20 protein-coding genes are annotated in these 20,876 nt (G+C 53.9%); 11 read left to right on the top strand and 9 right to left on the bottom strand.

The window, feature by feature from the left end; translation table 11 throughout:
• Window positions 1–51: 51 nt before the first annotated feature.
• On the bottom strand, window positions 52–321 hold the full coding sequence (locus tag RH858_RS12165) for a hypothetical protein (RefSeq protein WP_310561992.1): 270 nt from the start codon (window positions 319–321) through the stop codon (window positions 52–54).
• Between the two features lie 29 nt (window positions 322–350).
• A complete protein-coding gene (locus tag RH858_RS12160) occupies window positions 351–707 on the bottom strand; it encodes a hypothetical protein (RefSeq protein WP_310561991.1) in 357 nt (118 codons plus the stop codon).
• A 114-nt stretch (window positions 708–821) separates the two neighbouring features.
• Between RH858_RS12160 and RH858_RS12155 the strand changes: the two genes are divergently transcribed.
• Both RH858_RS12155 and RH858_RS12150 read left to right on the top strand, forming a co-directional pair.
• Complete coding sequence (locus RH858_RS12155) at window positions 822–1,643, top strand: CBS domain-containing protein (RefSeq protein ID WP_310561990.1); 822 nt, start codon at window positions 822–824, stop codon at window positions 1,641–1,643.
• Window positions 1,644–2,030: 387 nt separating this feature from the next.
• Window positions 2,031–3,011: an ADP-ribosylglycohydrolase family protein gene (locus RH858_RS12150; protein WP_049932902.1), complete on the top strand. Its 981-nt coding sequence runs from the start codon at window positions 2,031–2,033 to the stop codon at window positions 3,009–3,011.
• A 56-nt stretch (window positions 3,012–3,067) separates the two neighbouring features.
• On the opposite strand, the gene RH858_RS12145 is transcribed toward RH858_RS12150, so the two are convergent.
• Entirely contained in the window at window positions 3,068–3,250 is a 183-nt protein-coding gene (locus tag RH858_RS12145; RefSeq protein WP_080508614.1) for a ribbon-helix-helix domain-containing protein, read from the bottom strand.
• Between the two features lie 203 nt (window positions 3,251–3,453).
• Between RH858_RS12145 and RH858_RS12140 the strand changes: the two genes are divergently transcribed.
• Window positions 3,454–3,825, top strand: a complete 372-nt coding sequence (locus RH858_RS12140; RefSeq protein ID WP_310561989.1) for a hypothetical protein — start codon at window positions 3,454–3,456, stop codon at window positions 3,823–3,825.
• Between the two features lie 47 nt (window positions 3,826–3,872).
• On the opposite strand, the gene queC is transcribed toward RH858_RS12140, so the two are convergent.
• The 3 genes from queC to RH858_RS12125 form a co-directional block, all read right to left on the bottom strand.
• Entirely contained in the window at window positions 3,873–4,562 is a 690-nt protein-coding gene (queC, locus tag RH858_RS12135; protein WP_310561988.1) for a 7-cyano-7-deazaguanine synthase QueC, read from the bottom strand.
• Window positions 4,563–4,674: 112 nt separating this feature from the next.
• A complete protein-coding gene (locus tag RH858_RS12130) occupies window positions 4,675–5,451 on the bottom strand; it encodes a 7-carboxy-7-deazaguanine synthase QueE (protein ID WP_310561987.1) in 777 nt (258 codons plus the stop codon).
• Window positions 5,451–5,912, bottom strand: coding sequence for a 6-pyruvoyl tetrahydropterin synthase family protein (locus tag RH858_RS12125; RefSeq protein ID WP_310561986.1), 462 nt, complete (start codon window positions 5,910–5,912; stop codon window positions 5,451–5,453). Before RH858_RS12125 ends, RH858_RS12130 begins: the two co-directional genes overlap by 1 nt.
• A gap of 180 nt (window positions 5,913–6,092) precedes the next feature.
• Between RH858_RS12125 and RH858_RS12120 the strand changes: the two genes are divergently transcribed.
• The 5 genes from RH858_RS12120 to RH858_RS12100 all read left to right on the top strand — a co-directional run bounded on the left by RH858_RS12120 (window position 6,093) and on the right by RH858_RS12100 (window position 11,375).
• Window positions 6,093–6,752, top strand: a complete 660-nt coding sequence (locus RH858_RS12120) for a queuosine precursor transporter (RefSeq protein ID WP_310561985.1) — start codon at window positions 6,093–6,095, stop codon at window positions 6,750–6,752.
• A gap of 254 nt (window positions 6,753–7,006) precedes the next feature.
• On the top strand, window positions 7,007–8,041 hold the full coding sequence (locus RH858_RS12115; RefSeq protein WP_310561984.1) for a tRNA-guanine transglycosylase: 1,035 nt from the start codon (window positions 7,007–7,009) through the stop codon (window positions 8,039–8,041).
• The gene (locus RH858_RS12110) at window positions 8,038–8,931 is read left to right on the top strand and encodes a hypothetical protein (RefSeq protein WP_310561983.1); all 894 of its coding nucleotides are present in this window, start codon (window positions 8,038–8,040) and stop codon (window positions 8,929–8,931) included. Before RH858_RS12115 ends, RH858_RS12110 begins: the two co-directional genes overlap by 4 nt.
• Entirely contained in the window at window positions 8,921–10,078 is a 1,158-nt protein-coding gene (locus RH858_RS12105; RefSeq protein WP_310561982.1) for a BREX system ATP-binding domain-containing protein, read from the top strand. Before RH858_RS12110 ends, RH858_RS12105 begins: the two co-directional genes overlap by 11 nt.
• Before the next feature lie 70 nt (window positions 10,079–10,148).
• A complete protein-coding gene (locus tag RH858_RS12100; protein WP_310561981.1) occupies window positions 10,149–11,375 on the top strand; it encodes a hypothetical protein in 1,227 nt (408 codons plus the stop codon).
• Window positions 11,376–11,420: 45 nt separating this feature from the next.
• Here the strand turns inward: RH858_RS12100 and RH858_RS12095 are convergent, their stop codons facing one another.
• The 3 genes from RH858_RS12095 to RH858_RS12085 form a co-directional block, all read right to left on the bottom strand.
• Window positions 11,421–12,128 carry an endonuclease NucS domain-containing protein gene (locus tag RH858_RS12095; protein WP_310561980.1) on the bottom strand — a complete coding sequence of 236 codons (708 nt, stop codon included), beginning with the start codon at window positions 12,126–12,128 and terminating at the stop codon, window positions 11,421–11,423.
• 209 nt (window positions 12,129–12,337) lie between these two features.
• Entirely contained in the window at window positions 12,338–13,048 is a 711-nt protein-coding gene (locus RH858_RS12090; protein ID WP_271969658.1) for a DUF6884 domain-containing protein, read from the bottom strand.
• The gene (locus RH858_RS12085) at window positions 13,049–15,229 is read right to left on the bottom strand and encodes a queuine tRNA-ribosyltransferase tRNA-guanine transglycosylase (protein WP_310561979.1); all 2,181 of its coding nucleotides are present in this window, start codon (window positions 15,227–15,229) and stop codon (window positions 13,049–13,051) included.
• An 898-nt stretch (window positions 15,230–16,127) separates the two neighbouring features.
• On the opposite strand from RH858_RS12085, the gene RH858_RS12080 reads away from it, so the two are divergent.
• Genes RH858_RS12080 through RH858_RS12070 form a run of 3 tightly spaced genes read left to right on the top strand, consistent with a single transcriptional unit; the run spans window position 16,128 to window position 20,876 of the window.
• Window positions 16,128–16,931, top strand: coding sequence for a hypothetical protein (locus tag RH858_RS12080; protein ID WP_310561978.1), 804 nt, complete (start codon window positions 16,128–16,130; stop codon window positions 16,929–16,931).
• Complete coding sequence (locus RH858_RS12075; protein ID WP_310561977.1) at window positions 16,924–17,826, top strand: hypothetical protein; 903 nt, start codon at window positions 16,924–16,926, stop codon at window positions 17,824–17,826. The genes RH858_RS12080 and RH858_RS12075 overlap by 8 nt, the downstream gene beginning before the upstream one ends.
• Window positions 17,823–20,876, top strand: a complete 3,054-nt coding sequence (locus RH858_RS12070) for a hypothetical protein (protein ID WP_310561976.1) — start codon at window positions 17,823–17,825, stop codon at window positions 20,874–20,876. Before RH858_RS12075 ends, RH858_RS12070 begins: the two co-directional genes overlap by 4 nt.

The raw sequence follows: 20,876 nt of genomic DNA, 5'->3' as shown, positions 1-20,876 counted from the left end.
AACCCTGACGCTGAATAATATTGGTGAAGCGCCGTACTGTCCGCCTTCTGGTCACTTGTCCGGCTTCGTCCCGGTTCGCAGATTCTCGCGGTACTCAGCCCACGCCTCGTACATTTCGATCTGCTCGTTTTTCGATATTGTCTCATCGGTGTCCGGGTCGAAGAACGGAAGTTCCTCTTTCTCCGGCATCGCCATCACTTGGCTGAGCGGATAGAGCTCAGAGTAGTAGTTTTCTAGGACCCATTCCTCTCCGTGATCTTCGACAGCTTCGGCAATGAATGGGGCTGCTTCCGGGTACTCGTCGGCGAGGGTATCGGGCATTGTGGACTGTAGTGGGAAGGGTAGCCGGCTTACGCGTCGGTGAACTCAGCAAGCGAGTGGTTGGGACTGTTGTGGTTCCACTTTCCGATCTGAATAAGATCGAAGGTCTCGATGTCGTCTTCAACAGCGGCGTCAAGTGTGGCAGTAATGTCGGCAGGGAGACTGTCGACACGGATTACCGTCACTGGATGACCTCCAAGCTTGTAGCCGGTTGCGAGACTCGTGGGAGAGACGACGATTACCGTATCACCATCGACAGCGTCGAGGGCGAGTTGGGCATCCCGATGCTGGAGGACGGTCGCATCCAGCTCATCGACAGGGAAGAGACAGGCCGCTGTCCCGTACTCAATACTTGCCCTCGCCGAATAGAAATGCCCTTCGGACATAATCAACTTCTACTATATGCTCTAAAGACATTAATATTGCGGCGCCAAGAAATACCAAGCTATGCGACTCGGGCAGCCCGTAGCTTGATTATTCACCCCGTTTCACCGCTGTATGTGGCTCGAACCCTGTACGAGAGCACCGCGGCGGAACTCGCGACTGGATCTGTGGAACACATTTCGTACGAGACCCCACCGAGCACTGCCGCCGAGTGGCTCGTGACGAATGGCTACGATGCGGCGCCAGTTGACCGGGACGGCGACCCAGTTGGATTCATCCACGAAGATGACGTCGACACCGACGATACTGGTGACACGCTTGAGGCGGCGCTCACGCCGCTCACCATCGATTTCATGATTAGTGGCGACACGTCGTTCGGTGAGAGTCTCGCAGCGCTGATCGAGGAGCCGGTCTATTTCCTTGGGGGCCACAACCGGATCACCGGCATCCTCACCCGTGCGGATCTAAACACACCCCCTGCGCGGATGTATCTCTTCGATAGGATCACATACCTGGAAGAACATTTGCGAGAGGTCATCTCGGCGGAGGTCCCCGATTGGAAGCAGACTCCTGTGAGTACCGACGAAATCGATGGTATCGAAGCCCGGTATGCGGATGCCAAAGCGGCCAACGTGGAATTATCAGAGATCCACTACGCCCAATTTTCGACACTCAGTACAATCGTGTCGAGCGTCGACGCCTGTTGGCAAGAGTGCGGATTTTCAACGACAGGTGAGGCGCAGTCGCGGCTTCACGATATTACGGAACTCCGGAACGATGTCGCCCACGCTAATCTCCTTGTCGAGAACACGGACAGTGACCAGTTTTTGAGTAGTGGCCGCACGACTGAGAACCTGTATACACTCCTTGAGGACATCGAGCAGATTCTGACCAGCCTACAGGACGGTGGGTATGCTCCGCCGACCGCCGCTGAGTAGTCCTCGAACCAGCCACGTGGCTCTGTTGAAAATATATTTTCAAATCCAAAACCGGCGGAGACAGCCGTTCGCTGAGTATTGCTTATTTCTCGCGTCGTTCCCGGCACATTCCACAAAAATCGTCGACCTCATTTACCGATGAGACCTCAATTGTCTCCTCAAACGAATCCTCCTGTGTAAAGGTCTGTGCCCACCCGCAGTGATCTGGTTCAGTGAAGTGCCACATCTTGTCTTCCTTACGTGAAACTCTCATACGGTTTCATTACCGGCATTGCTGAAAAGGATGTACCCTGTAATCACAGCAAGTCATTTTTTTGCACCTGTTGAGTGCTTCCATAAAGCCACCCACATCCAACTACTATTGCGCTTCGCCGTATCCACTGTCGTATGGATGACTCAGCGGTAGGTGTTCTTTTGGGACTCGCCTGTGGCGACGCCCTCGGTCGTCCGGTGGAGTTCCAGCAATCAGCCTCAATTCAGCAACGGCACGGCCCCGTCATGGACATGCTGGCCAATGGGACGCATGGCCAACCTGCTGGCACGATCACGGACGATACCGAGATGGCGTTGTGTGTGGCTCGAAGCCTCGCTGATTCGGGCCACTTCGATCCCGTTGACGTCGCAGACCGATTCGTCGAGTGGTATCAATCAGACCCGTTCGACATTGGACTACTCACTAGCACAGTCCTCAGGCGACTCCGAGATGGTGACGCGTGGGATGAGGCTGGGATCGATGAGTGGAAACACCTCCCAGAGGGATCCAATGCGGGCAACGGCAGCGTCATGCGATGTGCCCCGTACGGGATCGCGTTTGCTGGTGAGTCCGATGCACTCGTGACTGCGAGTCGTGCTTCCTCGGTTATCACGCACGCCGACCCGCGCTGTCAGTGGGGATGTGTTATCCTGAATGGGACGCTTGCTGGCCTGCTTACCGGTACGGACCAGCCGCTTGCGTCCGCGCTTGATCTCGCAGAGAATGGGCCTGCTGAACTCCAGAGTGCGTGTGAAGCTGTTCAGGCAATTGTGGAAGGGTCTGAGTCTCCGGCAGATCTTGAACTCGCTAATTCGGGTTATGTCGTCACAACACTTCAAGCGGGACTCTACCACGGACTGACTGCTGAGAGTGCGGAGGGTGCCATCGTCGATGCGGTAATGTTGGGTGGTGATACAGATACGATTGCGGCCGTTGCTGGGGCTGTTGCGGGGGCACGGTTTGGCGCGTCCGAACTTCCTGATCGCTGGCTCCAGGCAATCGATGAGACGGCTGAAATCAGAGAATTGGGCCAGCAACTCGATACGATGGAAATCTCGCTTCCTGAGTCAGTCGTAGAGAAACTTTCGAGTGGCCAATTTGATTTACAAGCCTAATTTAGAACCTTTAACCAACAACTGGGGATATTTCGAGCTATTGTAGGTTAAATTGACTACTCTACTTCATCAGTTTCGGCCCGTCCGTGCCGTCTATCTATCTCATCAAGCATATCGAGTGTCTTTCGGATTGATGCTCGAACCGCATCGCTTCGATTGACGAATTTTCCCTCGTCACCGACGTGTTCATCGAGGTCATCAAGCAGTTCTTGGGGGATCTCGACGCTGACCTTTGGCATACCCTCGTATTCGCAGAGGAATATCTTCATAGTGTCGGCCAGGACATCGGATGCGCCTAACTGATCGTTACACCACGTAATCCCGCTTTCAGTACCTGAGACATATTTGATATGATAACCATTGAGCACCCTGGCAAACCTACGTTTTCAAGTGATTCGTTTGACTTGACTTTCTGGGGCACCTCAACTGAAGTACAGAACACATGTTTTTAATCGTCAGTGGGTATGATACTCTGATATACACAATGCCTGATAGTGAAACTGAGGTCCTTGATTACTATCCTTCAGGATGGAGTGAGGAGATTCACGACGAGTACTACATTGAGTGGAGATCCGATGATGATGAATCAATTCTCGTCCGTCTTGACGGCACAATGGGCGATGGCGACTATTCTGTCACCCCGATCACCGGCGTGAATACGGATGGTGAGGAATTCGTAACACGGCCGATATCTCGGCTATCACGAGAAGAAGCGTTCGACGTCGCAGCGACGCTTATCTATGCGATGAATGGAGTTGCGGGACGGCTTAACGGCGAAGATGAGTTTACAGGTGACATCACCGACGAAGCTTAGCCCCAGCAGGCCGAGCTAGTTTTTCCTACGTCGTTTGAATAGAAGCGTTACGAGAACTCCGGCCGCTCAGCATACGCGATCGGATCGCGTGACCCGGCATTCCGGAACGCCTCTAAGCGGAACGCACACGCATCACACGCCCCACAGGCCGGCTCCTCGTCGCGGTAGCACGACCATGTGATGTCGTACGGCACACCAAGTTCTAACCCCCGCTCGGCGATCTCCGTCTTCGACCACTCAACGAACGGCGCTTTCAACTCAATCTCTGTCTCTGGTTTCGTCCCGACGTCGATCACGTTCTGAAAGGCGTCGAAAAAGGCGGGGCGACAGTCGGGATACCCGGAGAAGTCCTCGGAGTGCGCCCCAATGAACAGCGCCTCCGAATCAGTCGCCTCTGCGTACGACGTCGCCATCGACAACAGGTTCGCGTTCCGGAAGGGGACGTACGATGTCGGAATCTCGTCGCTCTCCATATCCGCGTCAGCCACATCCATCTCTTCGTCCGTCAGACTCGATGCCCCGATCTGCGAGAGGTGCCCCGTCTCGATATGGAGGAAATCAGCCGCATCAACCTCCTCAGCAAGCGTCTGTGCGCACTCGAACTCTTTGTCTTCGGTGCGCTGCCCGTACGACGTATGGAGGAAGTACGGCTCGTACCCCTGCTCGATCGCTTCGTAAACAGCCGTCGCACTGTCCATCCCGCCGGAGACCAGAATTACCGCGCTTTTGTTGCTCATGATTGCTCAGTTGCGTCGAATCGGTTATCGCTCTGTTCACCACGCCGCAGGCGACACTCACACCGCACTCGCGGCACCGCGCTCTTCCGACCGGTCTCTGAGAGTGACGTACTCATGTACCCGGTGCGTCGTTCCATAGGTCCACGTGGAGTCGTGGCGTGTACCGGTAGCCGTACTCCATCGCCAGCTCGGCGACCTCGCTTCGCGTCCCGTCGAGTTGCTCGCGCGTCATGCCCTCCGGCATCAACAGGACGTCATCATCGGCGACGGTCGTCGCCGTCGCTTCTCGCACTCGGTCAACCAGGTCTGTGATCTCTGGGAGGTCCGACTCGTCGGTCACGACGAACTTGAGTTGTGTCTCGTAGTCGTCGACCATCTGGGACAACGCATCCATGTCGATCCGGTTCTGTTCGTGTTTCTCCTCCCACTCGCCCTCCCCCTTCGGGTCACGCTCCGGTGTCGGCGTGCTGCTCGCCAACTTTGGGCTGATACTCGCCAGATCGATTGGTGCGTCCCGGTAGATCGTCCCGTTCGTCTCCACCGTCGTGTGATACCCCCCTGCGTCAAGCCGTTCTAAGAGCTCGACTGACTCCTCGTGGATGAGTGGTTCCCCACCTGTGAGCACGACGTGGCCAGCCTGTTCGTGGGACTGTATTTCCTCCACGATAGAGTCGACGTCGCGCCACGCCCCGGTCGGCTCCCACGAGGTATGGTACGAATCACAGAACCAACACCGCAGGTTACACCCAGAGGTCCGTACGAAGACGGAGGGGACGCCTGCGAGCGTTCCCTCGCCCTGTAACGAGTAGAACACCTCGTTGATCGGGAGGCCCTCACCAGTCGTGTCAGCGTCTGTTGCGGGCTCCTCGATATCGCTAGCGACCGGCATCAGTAACTCGCACAGAGCTCACCGGTTTCGCTCACCGACACCGACACGTCCGAGACGGTGTCCGGGAACGCATCGAGCATGCGTTGTTCGAGGAGGACGCTCATCACCTCCGCCGTCGGCGGGTGCTCCAAGACGACGAGCGCGTCGCCGTCGCCCGACGCTTCGAACGCGTCGACGAGCGGATCGCCCTCTTCGACGAGGAACCGGTGGTCCCACGCGTCGATGACGTCCGTGACGTCGCCTTTGTCGACGACCCACCCCTCCTCGGTGAGTTCCCCGGTCACTTCGACGGTGATCTCGTAGTTGTGGCCGTGTGGCCGCGAGCACTTCCCATCGTGATGGAGGATTCGATGGCCCGAACTGATCCGAATCGGCTTATCTGCTCCAATTTGGAGTGTGCGGTGGCCTGCTTCCTGAAGCACATCTGCTTCGGATTCGTCTCTTGATATACTCCGAGACATACTCGAAGAATATTCGGGGAATATATAAAGATTGAGTTTCGTTACTTCATCGATGGAACAGCAGCACCACTCACGATCGTCTCTCCGCCGACTCTCTCGTTGCCCCCTAGCATCCACTCTGGCCGAGCCGCAATATAGCATCACACGCAACTGTCCGGTCACAGACGGTGGTGACAGCTGATGGAGACTGAGGATACTCGTGCGATTTTTACTGCTGTGTTTGCCGGCTCAATCGTCCTCGCAAACGTCCTCGCAGCGAAACTGACGTGGATCGAGCTGCCGGGGCTTGGCGGTGTCGCTGTCCCTGCTGGGTTCGTTGCGTTCGGCGTCGCGTACCTCGCTTCAGACCTGCTTGTCGAGTACCACGGGAAAGAGTACGCTGCGACCGTGGTCAACGGAACCGTCGTCACGCTCGTCATCGCGTATGCGCTCGTGTTCCTCGCCATTTGGATGCCGTCTGCCCCGTTCTACGGTGGACAAGACGCGTTCGTATCGACGCTTGGCGGCTCGGCATCGATCATCCTCGCCTCCGTCGTCGCGCTCGCGTTCGCCCAGCATCTCGACGTTCGGTTATTCGCTAACCTGAAGGATCGTACGGCTGGTCGGCATCGCTGGCTCCGAAACTGCGGCTCCACTGCAATTAGTCAGGGCGTGGACACGGTCGTGTTCATCACGCTCGGCTTCGCTATCTTTCCGGCACTCGGCCTCGGTGGGGACCCGACGTGGGGTTGGGCGCTTGTGTCGATTGTTGCTGGGCAGTACATCGTGAAACTGCTTGTCGCGTTGATTGATACGCTTCCGTTCTACGCTGTTACGGAGTTCGTGGAACGGCCGGCTTAGCTCTGTATGTGCCGAATGTAGGCCAACCTTCGTTGCTGAATAAGGCGAATATATGTGGCTCAGTACTTGAGAGACATGTTCGACGTGGGAGGTGGTGAAAGATGGGTGAGTGAGCCCGGAACTACGGCAAATTAAATGGCATGTTGGTATTATCGGGATAAATTCACATCTACTTTCGTAGACTGAGCACCGTCTTTGGATATTCTGGTCAGGAAAAGATATAAGTCACAGCTGAGCTTATCGCAGCTCGTTACATGTTATACAGACGACGAACACTATCAACGCCACACGGGAAATTAGAGACACCTGTTCTCTTCCCAGTCCGGAATATCGGGAAGCGATCAAGCGATAACACCCCAGAGTACACGGATGAGATCCCTGACCTCTCGACTGCGATGGTTAACGCTCGGTCGATACGTCAGCGGGAACCACAATGGGATAGAATACAGGACGGTCAGACCCTGCGGAGTGAGATGGGGGTACCCAAATCAACCATTATTTTCGCCGATAGTGGTGGATTTGATTTCCGCTCTGAGGAACTAGACACCACCCCAAAGAAATCGCTCGAAACACAGCAGGCAATCGAAGCAGATATCCTTGGAACAGTCGACGTTCCACTCTCGCGCGAGAATAGAGAACGAGAGAACGACCGGCGGGCAGAAGAGAACATTCAGCGGGCCCTTGCTGCGAGCAATTCGCATGACGGAGACGGCTTACTTTTCGCTAGTGTCCACGGGTACGACCCTGAGACAATACGGAACGGGATTCGATATCTTGAGAAGAACGGTGAATTCGACGGATACGCCCTCGGTAGTCTCGTTCCTATCAGGACCGACTATGAGAAGGTCACAAAACTGATATTAGCTGCACGGCGAGCAACTGACAAGCACCTCCATGCGTACGGATTGGGCGGTCTCGTGTACCAACCACTACTGCTCTACTGCGGAGTGGACAGTTTCGATTCAAGTGCGTTTATCCGAAGTGCTGGTAACCGGAACTACCTGATCCCCGGATTCGGAGGTGAGGAACTCCGACATATCGAGGATCTCGAATACCTTCCTTGTGCTTGTCCGGTCTGTAAAGATCGCACACTTGACGACGTCCGCGAGGACCGTGATGCCCTCGTGAAGCACAACTTGTGGGCACTCACACTCGAACTTCGTCGCTTCCGGTACATGGTGGAAGCAGGCGAGGACGTTGAATCATACCTCGATCTTCGCTTCCGTGGCAACGAAGTAACCGCCCGGGCCTACAAACTAGCAAAGCAGCAAGTCAGGAGACTCACATGAGTGACGACCGCCCCACCGTTCGACCGGTTAACCTCGGTCGACTAGTCGAACTAACCCACTTGTGTCGGAACGGCGCGCAGTCGACGGATGACATCGTTGATGTACTTAACGTGAGCAAACGGCGTGCACGAGAAACAATCCTCGAATCGACGCGTCTCAGTCTCACTGAAGAAATACCTGACAAGGAAACCTACGCGGCAACGTCCGTCGGTGAGCGCTTTATCGATGCCGTCGAAGCAAGCAATTGGGAGAAAGTCAGCTCGGTTCTGCAAACTCACAGTCCACACTACGGCGAGTTTCTCGGTCTATTCGAAGATGGTAGCACCATCGAACCAGATGTGGCGCTGGAACTACTTGAAGAACAAGCCGAGTTTACCCCTTACGAATATAACGAGACATCGTTAGATGTCATCGGAGCTTGGGCGCAGCGCCTCGGCGCGATCCAGAGAAACGCGTTCGATGGGACCTTCTATGCAGTCGAAGAAAGCGAAGTGCCGCCAAACTTCCCGTACGTGTTGCTGTCTGTTGCTGACAGCCTAGAAGAAAGTGCTGGCGTGAATCTGAAGAAGCGGTATCTCTCGATCCCCGAACTTCGTGAGCATACCTGTGAGCGCCTCAGTTGTGACCGTGCTACGTTCGATGAAGCCCTGCGGACGCTTGCACAACAAAACATCGGACGGATAGAGCTCTCCGGAGCACCGATCGACACCGGTGCGAAGGAGGCGCGTTACGGACTCAAAACGATCGAACTGGCCGATGGTGGCGGTGATCTCGTCACCACTGATCAGTCTTCAGAGCAGGTGATGCGTGGTGTCGAACAGCTTGGTAAACAATACTACTACCTCGCGGTGTACGACCGCGACCTCCAGTTCAACAACAATGACAACTGACAATTTTGAGATTACAGACGAACAGCGCGACTACTCATCCCTCGGTCTCGACGAAAATCCGTTTCCCTACAGCCCAGTCCCTTCGGACGATCCAGAGGTTTACTGTGGACAGGATCACGTGGCGAACGCGGTAAGCGATACCGTGTCGTCGGTGCTCAGTACCGGAAAATCGAAACACCTCGTCATAACCGGAAAGTACGGAAATGGGAAATCACACACCCTCAAATACGCACGCTCGCTCGTCCGTGACCGCGGAGATGTTCTCGTGGGATATGTCGCTCAGCCTGGAGAAGGGTTCCTCGACGTCTATCACGAGTTCATGTACGATCTCGGCTTCGATCGTGTACAGGAACTTGCGTACGAATTCCTTTCTCACGTCGCCCGAAAGCATACCGAGACGAATCCGATGGGGGCATCCTCGATGAAATCGCTGATCAATGAGGGAGAGATTCTGCTCTCAGAACTCGTTCCAGAGGCTGTCCAATTATTGAGCGATGTCACAAAGTTCGCTGATTTCGCTCGTGCGATTGTACACATGGTCTATGAAGACACGAACCTCTACGCGTGGCAATGGCTCACCGCAGAAGGCATTCGATACGAACAGCGGAAAGAAATGGAGATCCACAGCGCACTCGACGACGACACGATGGGTGTCCGTGCGTTTACTGCGCTGAAAAACATGCTCCTCGAACTCGGCTACACCGGCGTCTTCGTCTTCGTGGACGAGTTCGAGAGCGTAGCGCGACTCTCCCCAAAAAACGAACAAGCGACGCTCAACAGCCTCCGACACCTGATGGACCAGAACAGTTCCGGACTCAGCATGATGTTCGGATGCGCCCCGGAAGTCTGGCAGGAAATCATGAGCGAATACCACGCCTTCTCCGAACGCATCGGTCGAGAAGTCTCCCTCCGACCGATGACCGAAGAGCACCTAGAGACTCTCGTGGATTCGTATCTCGACCTAGCTTCCGATGATCCGGTGTCAGTGGCCGATGTATTCGAAGAAGACAGCCTCCAACTTATCTTACAAAGCTCACAAGGGAACGTACGACAGGCACTATCGATTTGTAGCTACACGGTCGATGATGCCGCCGAACGGGGACGGGCAAATATAGACGCGGAAATCATTCAGGAAGTCGTCTCGTAGAATATCTTGCCCCTATTGGGACTCACTTGACCCCAATCATTATTCTCCGCCGAGATCGTCGGTGGACTAGATGATTGAACCGCTCGTGCTGGCGGCGGCGAAAGATTTCCTTGTCACCGATGGCACAGAGCACGGATACGCGATCGTTGATGCACAGTTTCTTGTAAGTCAGTGGGGAGAGACAGAGGTTGCCGATGAAACCATCGAGAGACTCTCACCGATTAATGCACTGAACCTCTCTGCAGGGCGTCCAGATGCTCTCGTGGCCGTACCGAATCCGGATGCGTTTGAAACGAGCACGGAACAGGTCATCTCCCCACTACTGTGCGCTGTCGAAGCTAAAGGTCACTCTGGTGATTCCGTTAACGTCGCTGAGGCAATTACACAGGCACACGCACATCTCGATGAGGTTAATCTCGGATTCGCAGCTGTCCCGAGGCAGAGTATAAAACCAATTCACCGTCGTTTAGCCGGAGAACTTGATATTGGACTCCTCCTGGTTGATGAAGCTGAGAGCGTTGAAGTCGCCGAGAAACCGAGAGCGGTCGGTGCATCGACGACCCCGTCCACCGAGACGATCCGATTTCATGCCCGAATCGGAGGTGATGTCCCGTCGAAATTGAAAAAGAATCATCCAAAAAATGCAGTCGGGTATGCACTTTCAGTTGCTGCCGATGGCGACGCTGAAACCCTGTGTGAGGAATACGTTATCGGAACTACGTCGGATGCACGGCTGGATGCAGAAGCACTGGGTCTAGTCGCAACCGGGAGTGGTGAACCCACACTGACCCCCAAAGGAACTGAATCTGTTCGGACACTTTCGTATTGTTATGATGGTGTACTGCCTGCGCTGGAGAAAGTTAACGAGTATTACGGTTCTCAGAAGCGACTGATCGACGTTGAACCAGCGATGGGGATCGTAGCACGAGACGCGATTCTGCAGTATCCGCCGACGCAGGAATTACTCAACGTTTTGGACAATATCGCTGAAGAGGGCTCCGAGAAATTCCGCGTCGATCAGGTCGCAAAACGCCTTGCAAGACGTCGCCCGGAGTTCGCTATCGACTTGTTTCTCAGCACGGATCCGAAGACACGGCGAGACGCTCTACGGGATCAAGAGATGCGGTTAGACGTATTTGATCGAGAAGAAAACTACCACACAAACACGCTATTCCAGTACAAGGCCGTGCTCTTCCACACTGGTCTTCTCACGTCACGAGGATTAGATACCCTCGCAGATTTAGATTTCTCTGAGGAGAAGGACTCTCAGCTGTGGATTCCCGAGGATAGTATCTGAATCAAACGAACAAAACTCGTCTATCAGAGGGTACAAAGTGGGACCTCAATCACGCCAATCATCAATTGATGATTGTCCTGGTGGTGTAGATATTCGTTGATATTCTTCGAACTCATCCCATTCTAGATGTTGATCGCGGAGTAGTCTCTTTACTGATGCATGGATCGATGGCGCGACCAATATACCTCTGACATGAGAATCAATCGACTCTCGAAAATAGGAAACATACCGTTGGAGTTGATCGACATGAGTATACTTTGCAGTAGGCTGTTTTACTTCAATGATGACCGGATTTCCATCGATGTCCTTCCCGAAGAAATCAATTCGTCCGTGTGGAATCTTTCGCTCGTGTTCTATAATGCGGAGACCATCTTCGATAGACTCTGGACTCAATTCTATCGCTCGATGCATTTGTTGTTCCGTCTGGTCCTCTTGTAGCGTGGCGTCATCTTGTGCGCCATGGCGCACAGCAACTGATGCGGCAGTAATATCCACTCGAATTGTTTCATGTTGACTACTCGCACTATAGATCCGAACACGGTCTTCTAGAACAAGCGTCTCTAGGGTGCTCCGAACTCCTTGGGAAGCAACTGCACGCGCAGATGTCGGGCGGTGAACAACGACGGATCCATCTTTTTTACAAATAATTACTCGCTCTCCCTCGCCGATCGTACCTTCTCGATTGCCCGTAAATTCCACGTCACAAGTTGCATAAATGGTAATGAGTTCGCTATTCGCATGGCCGCTAGCCACAAAATCAGCGAGTTCCCTATGAGAGGGCGATCGAATTAAATTCAATTTATTCACCCATTTGTGGCTTTACTACTAACTCATTCGGTGACTGGCATGATATGGCCAAACAATCTTTGATCAAGTGAGTTGGCGGTTTGATTAGCCGAATAAACACATGTGAGATGAGATTCTAGACGTTAGCGGCTACACAATATAGGTTCAAAAGCCGATCAAGAGTAGTTGTCTATCCCGGATTGAGAACCTGTTGAATGGTCCGTTTGACAGTACTCAGCCGCTTCATCAGGAGTGACTGAGTCTTTTGAGTCACAGAGAGCAGCAGAGAAATTCTTGAGGTAAGTCCCTTTCAGACCTACTACCGTTGACCCAAATTGTTTGCCTTCCTCGGTTCGTGCAGGTACAGAAATGACCTGTTCGTATCCCTCTTCAATTCCTTCCTGATTAAACAGAACGACAGTCGTTTCTACCGGCGTGGAACTGAGAAGCCCGTTAAGATCGATCGTGTCGTAATACTTCGCCCCAAGAGCGAGAAAAACGACATCAAAGCCCCCATTATCAATCAGTTCTCTCACCCGCTGAGTAAGCTGAAACCGTTCCGCCCGTTCAGCAATCTCCGCTTGAGACATTGAATTAAATGTGGCTTCGTACGGAGGCAGACGCTGGTCCTCGTTGACGAGTCCGAAACCCGCACTGACAAAGAATCGCTCCACGTTGTGACCTTTTGTCGTAAGCGCATGGATTGCCTCCGTGATTCGGCGTTGCTGCTTCCCATCATACAGATCCTTCGCTCGAATCCCCTCAATACCTAGACTCTCTAAGAGACTCTCTGGATCCTCTGATTTCGTTTCTTCCTGATTGACGACTGGATAGTCCTCCGGATGAGATTTTGTCCCTGAACACTGATCGATAATCAGGATCCGCATTCAGAACTCCCCCAACTGGATCTGGATGTCTCTGCTCGGGACAGGATCTGAATCGTATCCCAGCCTTTCCAGAGTCCGACCTCGAACCTCTTGCGGATCTTCCACTATCTCGACACTATCGATATCAAAGCGTGCTTCCCCGTCAGGATCATAGTAGAGGATCGTATCGTAACGGCCGGCCTTTCGTTCAAGTTCTTCTGAGATCCCAGAAGGATCGAGAGAGACACTCGACGGGCCGGGTTCCCACCACTCATGGACACCATTCGCATCAAGGACACCAATCTCCGCAACCGGAATATCATGCACCGCATCCCAGAGCTCCCCGTACATGTCCGTGAGGTAGCCTTCCACGGTGTTTCGGCCGAATAGGGAGCTATCAGCAGGAGCCACGATCAGAATCTTCGGCAGATCACGCTTGAACTGTTGATAAAATCGATACGTGTTGTGGAATCCGCGGCGTCGGTTCCGGTTATTCCCTCGGAAGATGGCGACCTCAATACCCAAATCCTCGCAAATCGGACAGTCACACCGATCCCACGGACGAGAGCGAAGCGTCTTCCGGTATCCCTCAAGCAGATTCTGATCATCAACTAAGTCTGATACAGCATAGTTCTCTAACACCGTCCAGACCTGTTTAAACGTCGCCATCTCCCCGGACTTCTCTTCGAGTGCTTCCACGCGATCTGCAGTTCGAGGGAATCCCTCAGCAACCTCTCGACCGGTGTTAATAATCTCAATATACTCGTCGAAATCAACTGGATCGTCAGCGTCATCGACACGCAGCAGTTTCACAAGTTGCTTTCTGAGATCATCACTGAAACTCGCCTGCAACTCGCACCCATACTCGAAATCATCACGGAACTCGCTAGTGATCTTCCGAAGGAGCCTCGCATCGTATATTTCATCATGCCGGTGTTCCTCTAGGTAGTCAACGAGTGCGTCAAGCACGAGGTCCGCTTCCGCGTACCAGCCACGGGTCCGTCTCGAAATCGAGTCCTCATCGTCAAAAGCGCGCAAGGCATGCAACACTTCTTGACCGAGCATTGACTTTTTGACGGCAATCTCAAGAGAGTCACCGGGTTTCGGGTACCGAACGCGGATGGCATCGAAACGCTCGTCAGGGTTCAAGTGATAATTGTTTCCGCCTGTCCACGCTGCTCGGAGCATGCTTGCGCTGTCTATCGAGGACATCTGTGCTCGACCGACTGTCTCGAAGCCATCCGTCTTTGCGAACCCAAATACGTGGGTGTCGATCCGTGTCTCGTGTTCTGACTCGAACTCTGTTATTCGGTGCCCTACCTCTGTGACAATTTCCTCGACCTGCTTGAGTTGACTCCCAGCAACGCCACCAATGCCGACGTACTGATAACCCATCTCGAGGACTTCGTCCAGTGCCTCGCCGTAGGTGGTCGGATTCCATCCCTGAAATGCAGCCATGAGGTGAAATGACCAATCCCCATTATCGTAGAGCTCACGGATCTCGGCCGCATTCTCTAGCGTCATCTCATACCTATCCTGCTTATCATCTTCTCGATAGACTGCACGAGGGTCACGATCCATGCGTTGGAGAACTCCCTGAACGCTCCCCTCGAAATCCTTGTGAGTAAAAGGTTTGACTGCGGATACGCCGTAGATCGAATCGTCGTACCGCTCGACAAGATCAGGCCACTCTGCGGGCCACTCATCGACCATGATGTCGACTTGCTCGGTGAGCTCTTCGGGGAGATCACTTTCCGTGAAGTCTGGATGGAAAGCGTGCTTATCAAGATAGAGACGCCCCTTCTCCTTCCCGGAGCCAAGCACGAGATGGTCGATCGTGACTCCCACGGTCACGTCGAGTGCCTCGTAGAACTCCAGCATATCGTCGTTCCCGTATCGAGGAAATGGGAGCGATTTGTACCCCCATGCTCCACAGTCGCTGATCGTCGGGAGCCAATCTGGAATGGTAAGCTGAGGGTCATCGTAGACGCCGTGCTCAGTCACTCGGTCGTACTTGCGCTGACTATCTTCCACCTGCTCGCGAGAAATAAGTACGCCGTCAATCGGCGTCGTTTCGTAGTCGAAAATGTCCCAGATGAAGTGACGCTCCCGCTCTTGCTTGTCCAGATTAGAGAGTTCATCGTGGACAAAATCGTAGCGGGCATCGACCGCGTCCTCCCACTCGGGCACGTAGAACTTCACAGCGTTAGTTCACCAGCGCTGGATTACGTCCAATCCTATTTCAATCCATCCTATCGTTGGTCGGCTCTTTGAGACTAACATGACGATCAGTACGGTGCTGGGGACGAGCACACGAACTACCTCGCGTACGTCACCGACGCGCAGTTCGAGCAAGCCGAGATCGAAGAAGTATTGCAGTACGTCGAAGGCAGGGAATAGATCGGCAAGCGGGACTAACCCCCGAATCGCTTCTACGTCATGGTAGATCGATGGCTTCGGACAGCGTCATTCGCAAGTCATTGATGAACGCTTCTGCGACGGTAATCCGGGTGGGTTCCGCCGAGTAGCGACTTCACGAACCAGTAAATCCTGGCGTTTATCGTCGCGGTAGCTTGTTTCCATCTCGCCTCCTTGTTCGGGGAACAGAACGATACCTGGAACATCATGAGCGAGCGGCTCTGTTGAAATCCTCTTCTTCAGATAGGTTTTCGTGTGAAACAGCCGGTCAGTAGATCTGCCTACTCCGCAATCAAGAATTATACAGTTCTATTCCCGGTTACTCAGTCCGGCACCAATTGCAGCACCAAGTGCCACTCCGATAGCGAGCCACAGTCCGATATTATCCGTAGCAGAACCGATAGCGACCCCAATCGCAAGTCCAATCGCCATCCCTATTCCTGTGTCTTTCCCGCTCGGTCCTGTCTCCCTTTCCCTGCTCATGTACTATCAGGTGACGTTAGGAGACGGTAAGCCCACCGTCTGTATTGATCGCAACTGGTCAGAATATATCACTTCCTAAGGATTTCAACAGAGCCTCACTGTTGAGAATCAAGCTTTATATATTACTGCTTGTAGAATACTACCACCTCTCGTGTGCGATAGACTGTCAGAACTAACTGGAGGGAACGAGGCGACGTTCGTGATCCTCAACGACCCCAAGGTAGGCCAACACACGCATGAAGAGCGGGCGCAACTGCGGAGTCTTCCCCTACTCAAGGAATTGGGATTCTCCAGGTTCCTCCACCGACCGTTGTGGGATAACGGCTTTCGAATGGTGGAGTACGAGTTCATACCGACGGAAGAACTGTACGAGCGAGATGAACTGTTCCCGTTAGTTCACGTGGTGAGTCAGAAGGGGTTGAAAGAGACGGAGGTTCGGCGACACGAAATTCCATATACTGGTGAGCAACACATCGTCAAGGATCTGCTCAGAAAACGATCTGAAGACGATATCTATATTCTCGTCACGGATTCTACCGCGCCGAAAGCCCCAGCAATCTCACCCAGTCGACCGATCACCGATGAGTATGGTCCGGTGACTACAGTCCGGTATCCGGACTTCGTGGACGAATACGTCAAGACCCAACTCGACTCAGCGATACCGATGACGACGACGAGAAACTATTTTTTCCATCAGGTCTCGGATCACCATCGGTCACATGGGCTGGAAGGCGATACGCTGCTCTCGTTGTTCGATTACGACAGGATCCCACCAGACAGTCCGGCATGGGAACCGCTCTACTTCTTCGTAGAGCACGACCTCGACCAAGTACTCGAGCGATACACGGAGCGGATCCGAGAAACCCTCCGGTCGTGGCTCGAGCGTGGTGACGTCACTGATATCGCAAACAAGATGGACGAAATGCTGACCCGATGTGGATTCCGAGCGGACAGATTGGACGAACAGCGCCAAATGAACGCTGAGCAATACGACAATGTCTGAATACACGTACAACGACGACAAACCGTCGAAACTCCTCACAGGGTACAGTACTGTTCGCGGGGCTGAACTGAAGTCGATCTACACCTTCGTCGGCGGTGGTCAGGACGTAACAGAAACAGATATCGAAGAGCGATTCGGCAGGCCAGATTTCGCATCGGGAAACACGAACACAGTTCATATCGATAGTTGTCTCCGGTTCTTGGAGGCGATCGATATGATCGAAATTTCCGATACGGACGTCGTCTCCCTCACGAACGACGAGTTCTATCCTGAGCTCGAGTCGTTTGAGCCCCGATTACTCGCCCACATTCGAAAGCAAGAGGGAGAGCAGTACCACCTCTCATACCTGTTCGACATCACCGCTAAACAGGATACCCGCAGGTGTTCGCTCGAGGAACTCTTGGAGGTTGCAAAGGGAGACGAGACCAACTTGTTCGACCTTGCCTGGCGGGAAGAGAAACTCCGGATGTGGGCGAACCTGGCCGATCACGTTGGCGCCTTGAGTTACCTTAGCGGAGACGGTGAGAACGAAGTCATGACCTCCCCTGCACGACCATTACTGGGTGAACTCCTGAGTTGGTACAACGAGAACGGCGAGGACTCGAAGCGATTCGCTCGAGCGATGGAATGGATCGACTCGGAATTCCTCGGTGTGTTCTCCGAGTCGCTAAACATCCCTACAGTCAGCGTCGGCGTAGCCGACGTGCTAGCAAATATGGTAGACGATGGGGTCCTCACCCTTCGTTCGATGAGCGACACAGAAGACGTGGTCGAACTCCCGATGCCCAACGGTGGAACACGGAGAATTTCGACATTCAACATCGAACGGCCGTTCCCCCAGAAGCCGACGTACTGGTATCCGCTTGACCGAAATGAACGGAGGATGAACCCATGAGTGTTTTCCACAAAACGTGGGACGACGACGTCGTCTCGAACTATATCAAGCAGGAGTCGCAACAGAAGTCACCAGATGTCTTCCTCGAGACACATATCCCGATTCGGAAGATACGTGCGGAGAGTCTGATCGGCCACAATGGCGACTTCGTCTCCGATGAACAGATCTTTGATCATATCGTTCAGTCGGATCCCACATCAGATGAAAACCGGATCTACATGCTCAAGGGCGAAGTCGGGAGCGGGAAAAGCCACCTCTGCCAGTGGCTCGAATATGAAATAAACGGTGACGGCGAACTCGGGGGTGCTGACGAGCACGTCGCGATCCACATCTCCCGAAACAGTACTCGCATCAGCGATATCCTCGACAAGCTCTACGAGCACATCGATGCAGAGTACGATGAGGTACAAGACATCGCGACGCTCAATGCCGCCGATCTAGCGGACTTCATCATCTCGAGTCTACGGGCCTTCGAGTCGAATCAGTACGACCACAACGACTTCGATTTCGAGGAGTTCCTCGAAGATAACTCGAACGGACCGGATCTTCGGAGTGTTCTCGAGCGGAACATCAACGAATACCAGGAAGCTGTCGAGGATGAGGATCGCGAACAGCGGATCGAACTCCTCGAACGTGAGGAATTCAACGAGATCTGTCTTCTCAAGTTCGGCCGGTCAGTCTCTGATGAGGATATCTTCCCCCGCATTCGAACCGCGATTCACGATCGACTCATGACGAACCTCGGGATCGAGGATTTCCGAGGGGAACTCATCGACATCGCTGACCAATATCAAGCGGAGGGGAAGCGTCCCGTGCTCATCTGTGAAGACGTGACCACGTTCACCGTCATGAAGGACGACTTCATGGATCACATCTTCCAACTCGGTGATGGAGGTGAGACGATGCAGAGCGGATTCGATGTCGTACTGGGGTATACGACCGGGTGGGAGTCGGAGAAGGCGGATGACGCGCTGATGGTCGGCGATCTCTCGTACATGAGACAGCGAGCGGTCGGCTACCTCGTTATGACGAACAGAGACGGTGAGGCATATTTCCTCGAGGAGGGCGCGATGCCGATCCAACTCGTCGAACAGTACCTCGAGGCGATCAAGTCGCACTCCGACGTCCCCGAGCATCCGTCGATCGATGACGATGCATTCGACGACCTCTATCCATTCAGCAAGCGGTTCATCATCAGGGCCTACGATCATCTCGAAGAGGACGGCAATCTCCAGCAGACCCCCCGGCTTCTTCTCTATCACGTGATCGGGGACTGTCTTCGAGCGAGTGTTCCCCCGCATGAGAAAGTGAGGAACCATGGATATCTCAGAGACTTCTCTGCTCCCACAGCGGTCGGTGGATACGACTCGTCTTTCCGGTCGCTGACGAAGTGGTACGGTCGCATGGACGATGGTGATGTCGTCGTCCCCAAGGCGTGTTTTGAGGCATTCGACATCCCGATTCCTGACGAAACCACTGTCGAGGATGGCCTCGTCCGGTTGAACGTCGTCTACGAGGATATCGGGTGGACCGTGCCCGACTCGGATCTCAAACCTATTGATCCCTCGGAGGCCGGAGCGGGTGCTGGAGAAGTGGGAGAGAAAGAGACGGACGATGAAGATGACTCCGGCTCAGGAGGTGAAATTGACCCGACGACCGGGAAGACAAAGACGTCCTCGACAGTAGACTCAGATGGCGAAAGTGACCGTTCCCGGAAGATCTCTCAGTTCCAGGATTGGTACGGGACCGGCGGAGACTTCCCCAGTTCTAATCGGCTCAAAGAGGGCGTTCGGGCCGCGCTCGAAGCGTTTTACGACCCGGCTCGACTCGCGAACGAAAACGCGACGACCGATGGGACAGCGGGATTCTATCACGCGCGGGGCGACTTACAGGTCGAAATCAGGGGTGCAGATCAGAGCAAGGAGAGAGCGATAGTCGTTCCGCACAAACCGGATGGAGCCGTCGGTGAAGACGTCTATGAGCAACTCCTGCTCAACTTCATGATCCGCGGACTCGATGGAGAATTCCGGCCGGGGACAGACTTCGATGCCGTACGGGCGTGGGCCGATAACAAGGTCGTCGATTTCCGGTCGAAGATGCGTGACGATCTCGAAGCTGAACTTCCTGAAGGAATGACGCTCGAGGAGTTCCTCGTCATGTCACGGTTCCTGCTGCAGAACGCCGCAGAGGGCGTGAGCTCTCCGGACCGGGTGACGCTCTTGCGAGACCCGGATGAATACAACGTCCCTGAAACGTCTCCGTTCAAACAGGATGATCCCTTGTTCGATGTCGGCTCTCTCAGATCGAATTTCATCGACTTGTCGACACGAAAGACGGACCTCGGGTTGCTGTGTCAGGGATTCTTCTTACTTAAGCAGAACTTCGTGGACGAAGAGCGTCTTTCTCCGGCGATCGAGTCCGTCTCAGAGAACTTCGAAGACTATCTCGCCGCACTCACGAAGATCTCCGCATCGGAGATCCCCGATGCATACAGGATCGGGACGACGCGAAATCAAGCCAACGTACAAGTCTCGGCATTGTACGAGGCCGTTTCGGATTACGCAACCGCGCTCAGAAAACTGGAGCAAACGTTCGATGTCGCCACGATCAAGGAAGATATCGATGTCGTAGAGGGACTCTACAGTCCAACTCACACTATCGACGATCTCACCGAGATGTACAATCGACTCAAGGAAGCTATCGCGCCGCTCGATATCAATTTCAAGGAGCGGTGGGAGCGTGCATCTTCGACTCTCGCTCGTCTGTCGGACGAGGATATCGAGGAATTCGGGTCGATCATCGAAAGGTATCGCAAGGCAGCTCCACAAAACGGGGCAGAGATACTCTCTCTCATGTACGGGTACAGCGAGAGCAGGGCCGTGTATGACGAGTGGAACGTGTATGAGACACTGTCCGAAATGCTCGGAGAACTCGAAGATCACGAAGACGTCGATGGGAACGAATTTCGTGAACTCGTCCGCGACTCGACTGAATTCACGGCCGTACAACAGGCGCGAGGGAGCGCACTGAATACGATCGAGGGGATCTAA

Source organism: Halalkaliarchaeum sp. AArc-GB (assembly GCF_031432225.1).
In the GTDB taxonomy this organism is placed as follows: Archaea; Halobacteriota; Halobacteria; order Halobacteriales; family Haloferacaceae; genus Halalkaliarchaeum.
Note: the sequence above shows the minus strand (reverse complement) of the source record. Positions and strands in the feature narration are given on the sequence as shown.

What these genes read in the sequence shown, in the direction of transcription:
- RH858_RS12165 (WP_310561992.1), bottom strand. Translation starts at nt 321, where the DNA reads ATGCCCGATACCCTCGCCGACGAGTACCCGGAAGCAGCCCCATTCATT.
- RH858_RS12160 (WP_310561991.1), bottom strand. Translation starts at nt 707, where the DNA reads ATGTCCGAAGGGCATTTCTATTCGGCGAGGGCAAGTATTGAGTACGGG.
- RH858_RS12150 (WP_049932902.1), top strand. Translation starts at nt 2,031, where the DNA reads ATGGATGACTCAGCGGTAGGTGTTCTTTTGGGACTCGCCTGTGGCGAC.
- RH858_RS12145 (WP_080508614.1), bottom strand. Translation starts at nt 3,250, where the DNA reads ATGCCAAAGGTCAGCGTCGAGATCCCCCAAGAACTGCTTGATGACCTC.
- RH858_RS12140 (WP_310561989.1), top strand. Translation starts at nt 3,454, where the DNA reads ATGTTTTTAATCGTCAGTGGGTATGATACTCTGATATACACAATGCCT.
- queC (WP_310561988.1), bottom strand. Translation starts at nt 4,562, where the DNA reads ATGAGCAACAAAAGCGCGGTAATTCTGGTCTCCGGCGGGATGGACAGT.
- RH858_RS12130 (WP_310561987.1), bottom strand. Translation starts at nt 5,451, where the DNA reads ATGCCGGTCGCTAGCGATATCGAGGAGCCCGCAACAGACGCTGACACG.
- RH858_RS12125 (WP_310561986.1), bottom strand. Translation starts at nt 5,912, where the DNA reads ATGTCTCGGAGTATATCAAGAGACGAATCCGAAGCAGATGTGCTTCAG.
- RH858_RS12120 (WP_310561985.1), top strand. Translation starts at nt 6,093, where the DNA reads ATGGAGACTGAGGATACTCGTGCGATTTTTACTGCTGTGTTTGCCGGC.
- RH858_RS12115 (WP_310561984.1), top strand. Translation starts at nt 7,007, where the DNA reads ATGTTATACAGACGACGAACACTATCAACGCCACACGGGAAATTAGAG.
- RH858_RS12110 (WP_310561983.1), top strand. Translation starts at nt 8,038, where the DNA reads ATGAGTGACGACCGCCCCACCGTTCGACCGGTTAACCTCGGTCGACTA.
- RH858_RS12105 (WP_310561982.1), top strand. Translation starts at nt 8,921, where the DNA reads ATGACAACTGACAATTTTGAGATTACAGACGAACAGCGCGACTACTCA.
- RH858_RS12100 (WP_310561981.1), top strand. Translation starts at nt 10,149, where the DNA reads ATGATTGAACCGCTCGTGCTGGCGGCGGCGAAAGATTTCCTTGTCACC.
- RH858_RS12090 (WP_271969658.1), bottom strand. Translation starts at nt 13,048, where the DNA reads ATGCGGATCCTGATTATCGATCAGTGTTCAGGGACAAAATCTCATCCG.
- RH858_RS12075 (WP_310561977.1), top strand. Translation starts at nt 16,924, where the DNA reads ATGTCTGAATACACGTACAACGACGACAAACCGTCGAAACTCCTCACA.
- RH858_RS12070 (WP_310561976.1), top strand. Translation starts at nt 17,823, where the DNA reads ATGAGTGTTTTCCACAAAACGTGGGACGACGACGTCGTCTCGAACTAT.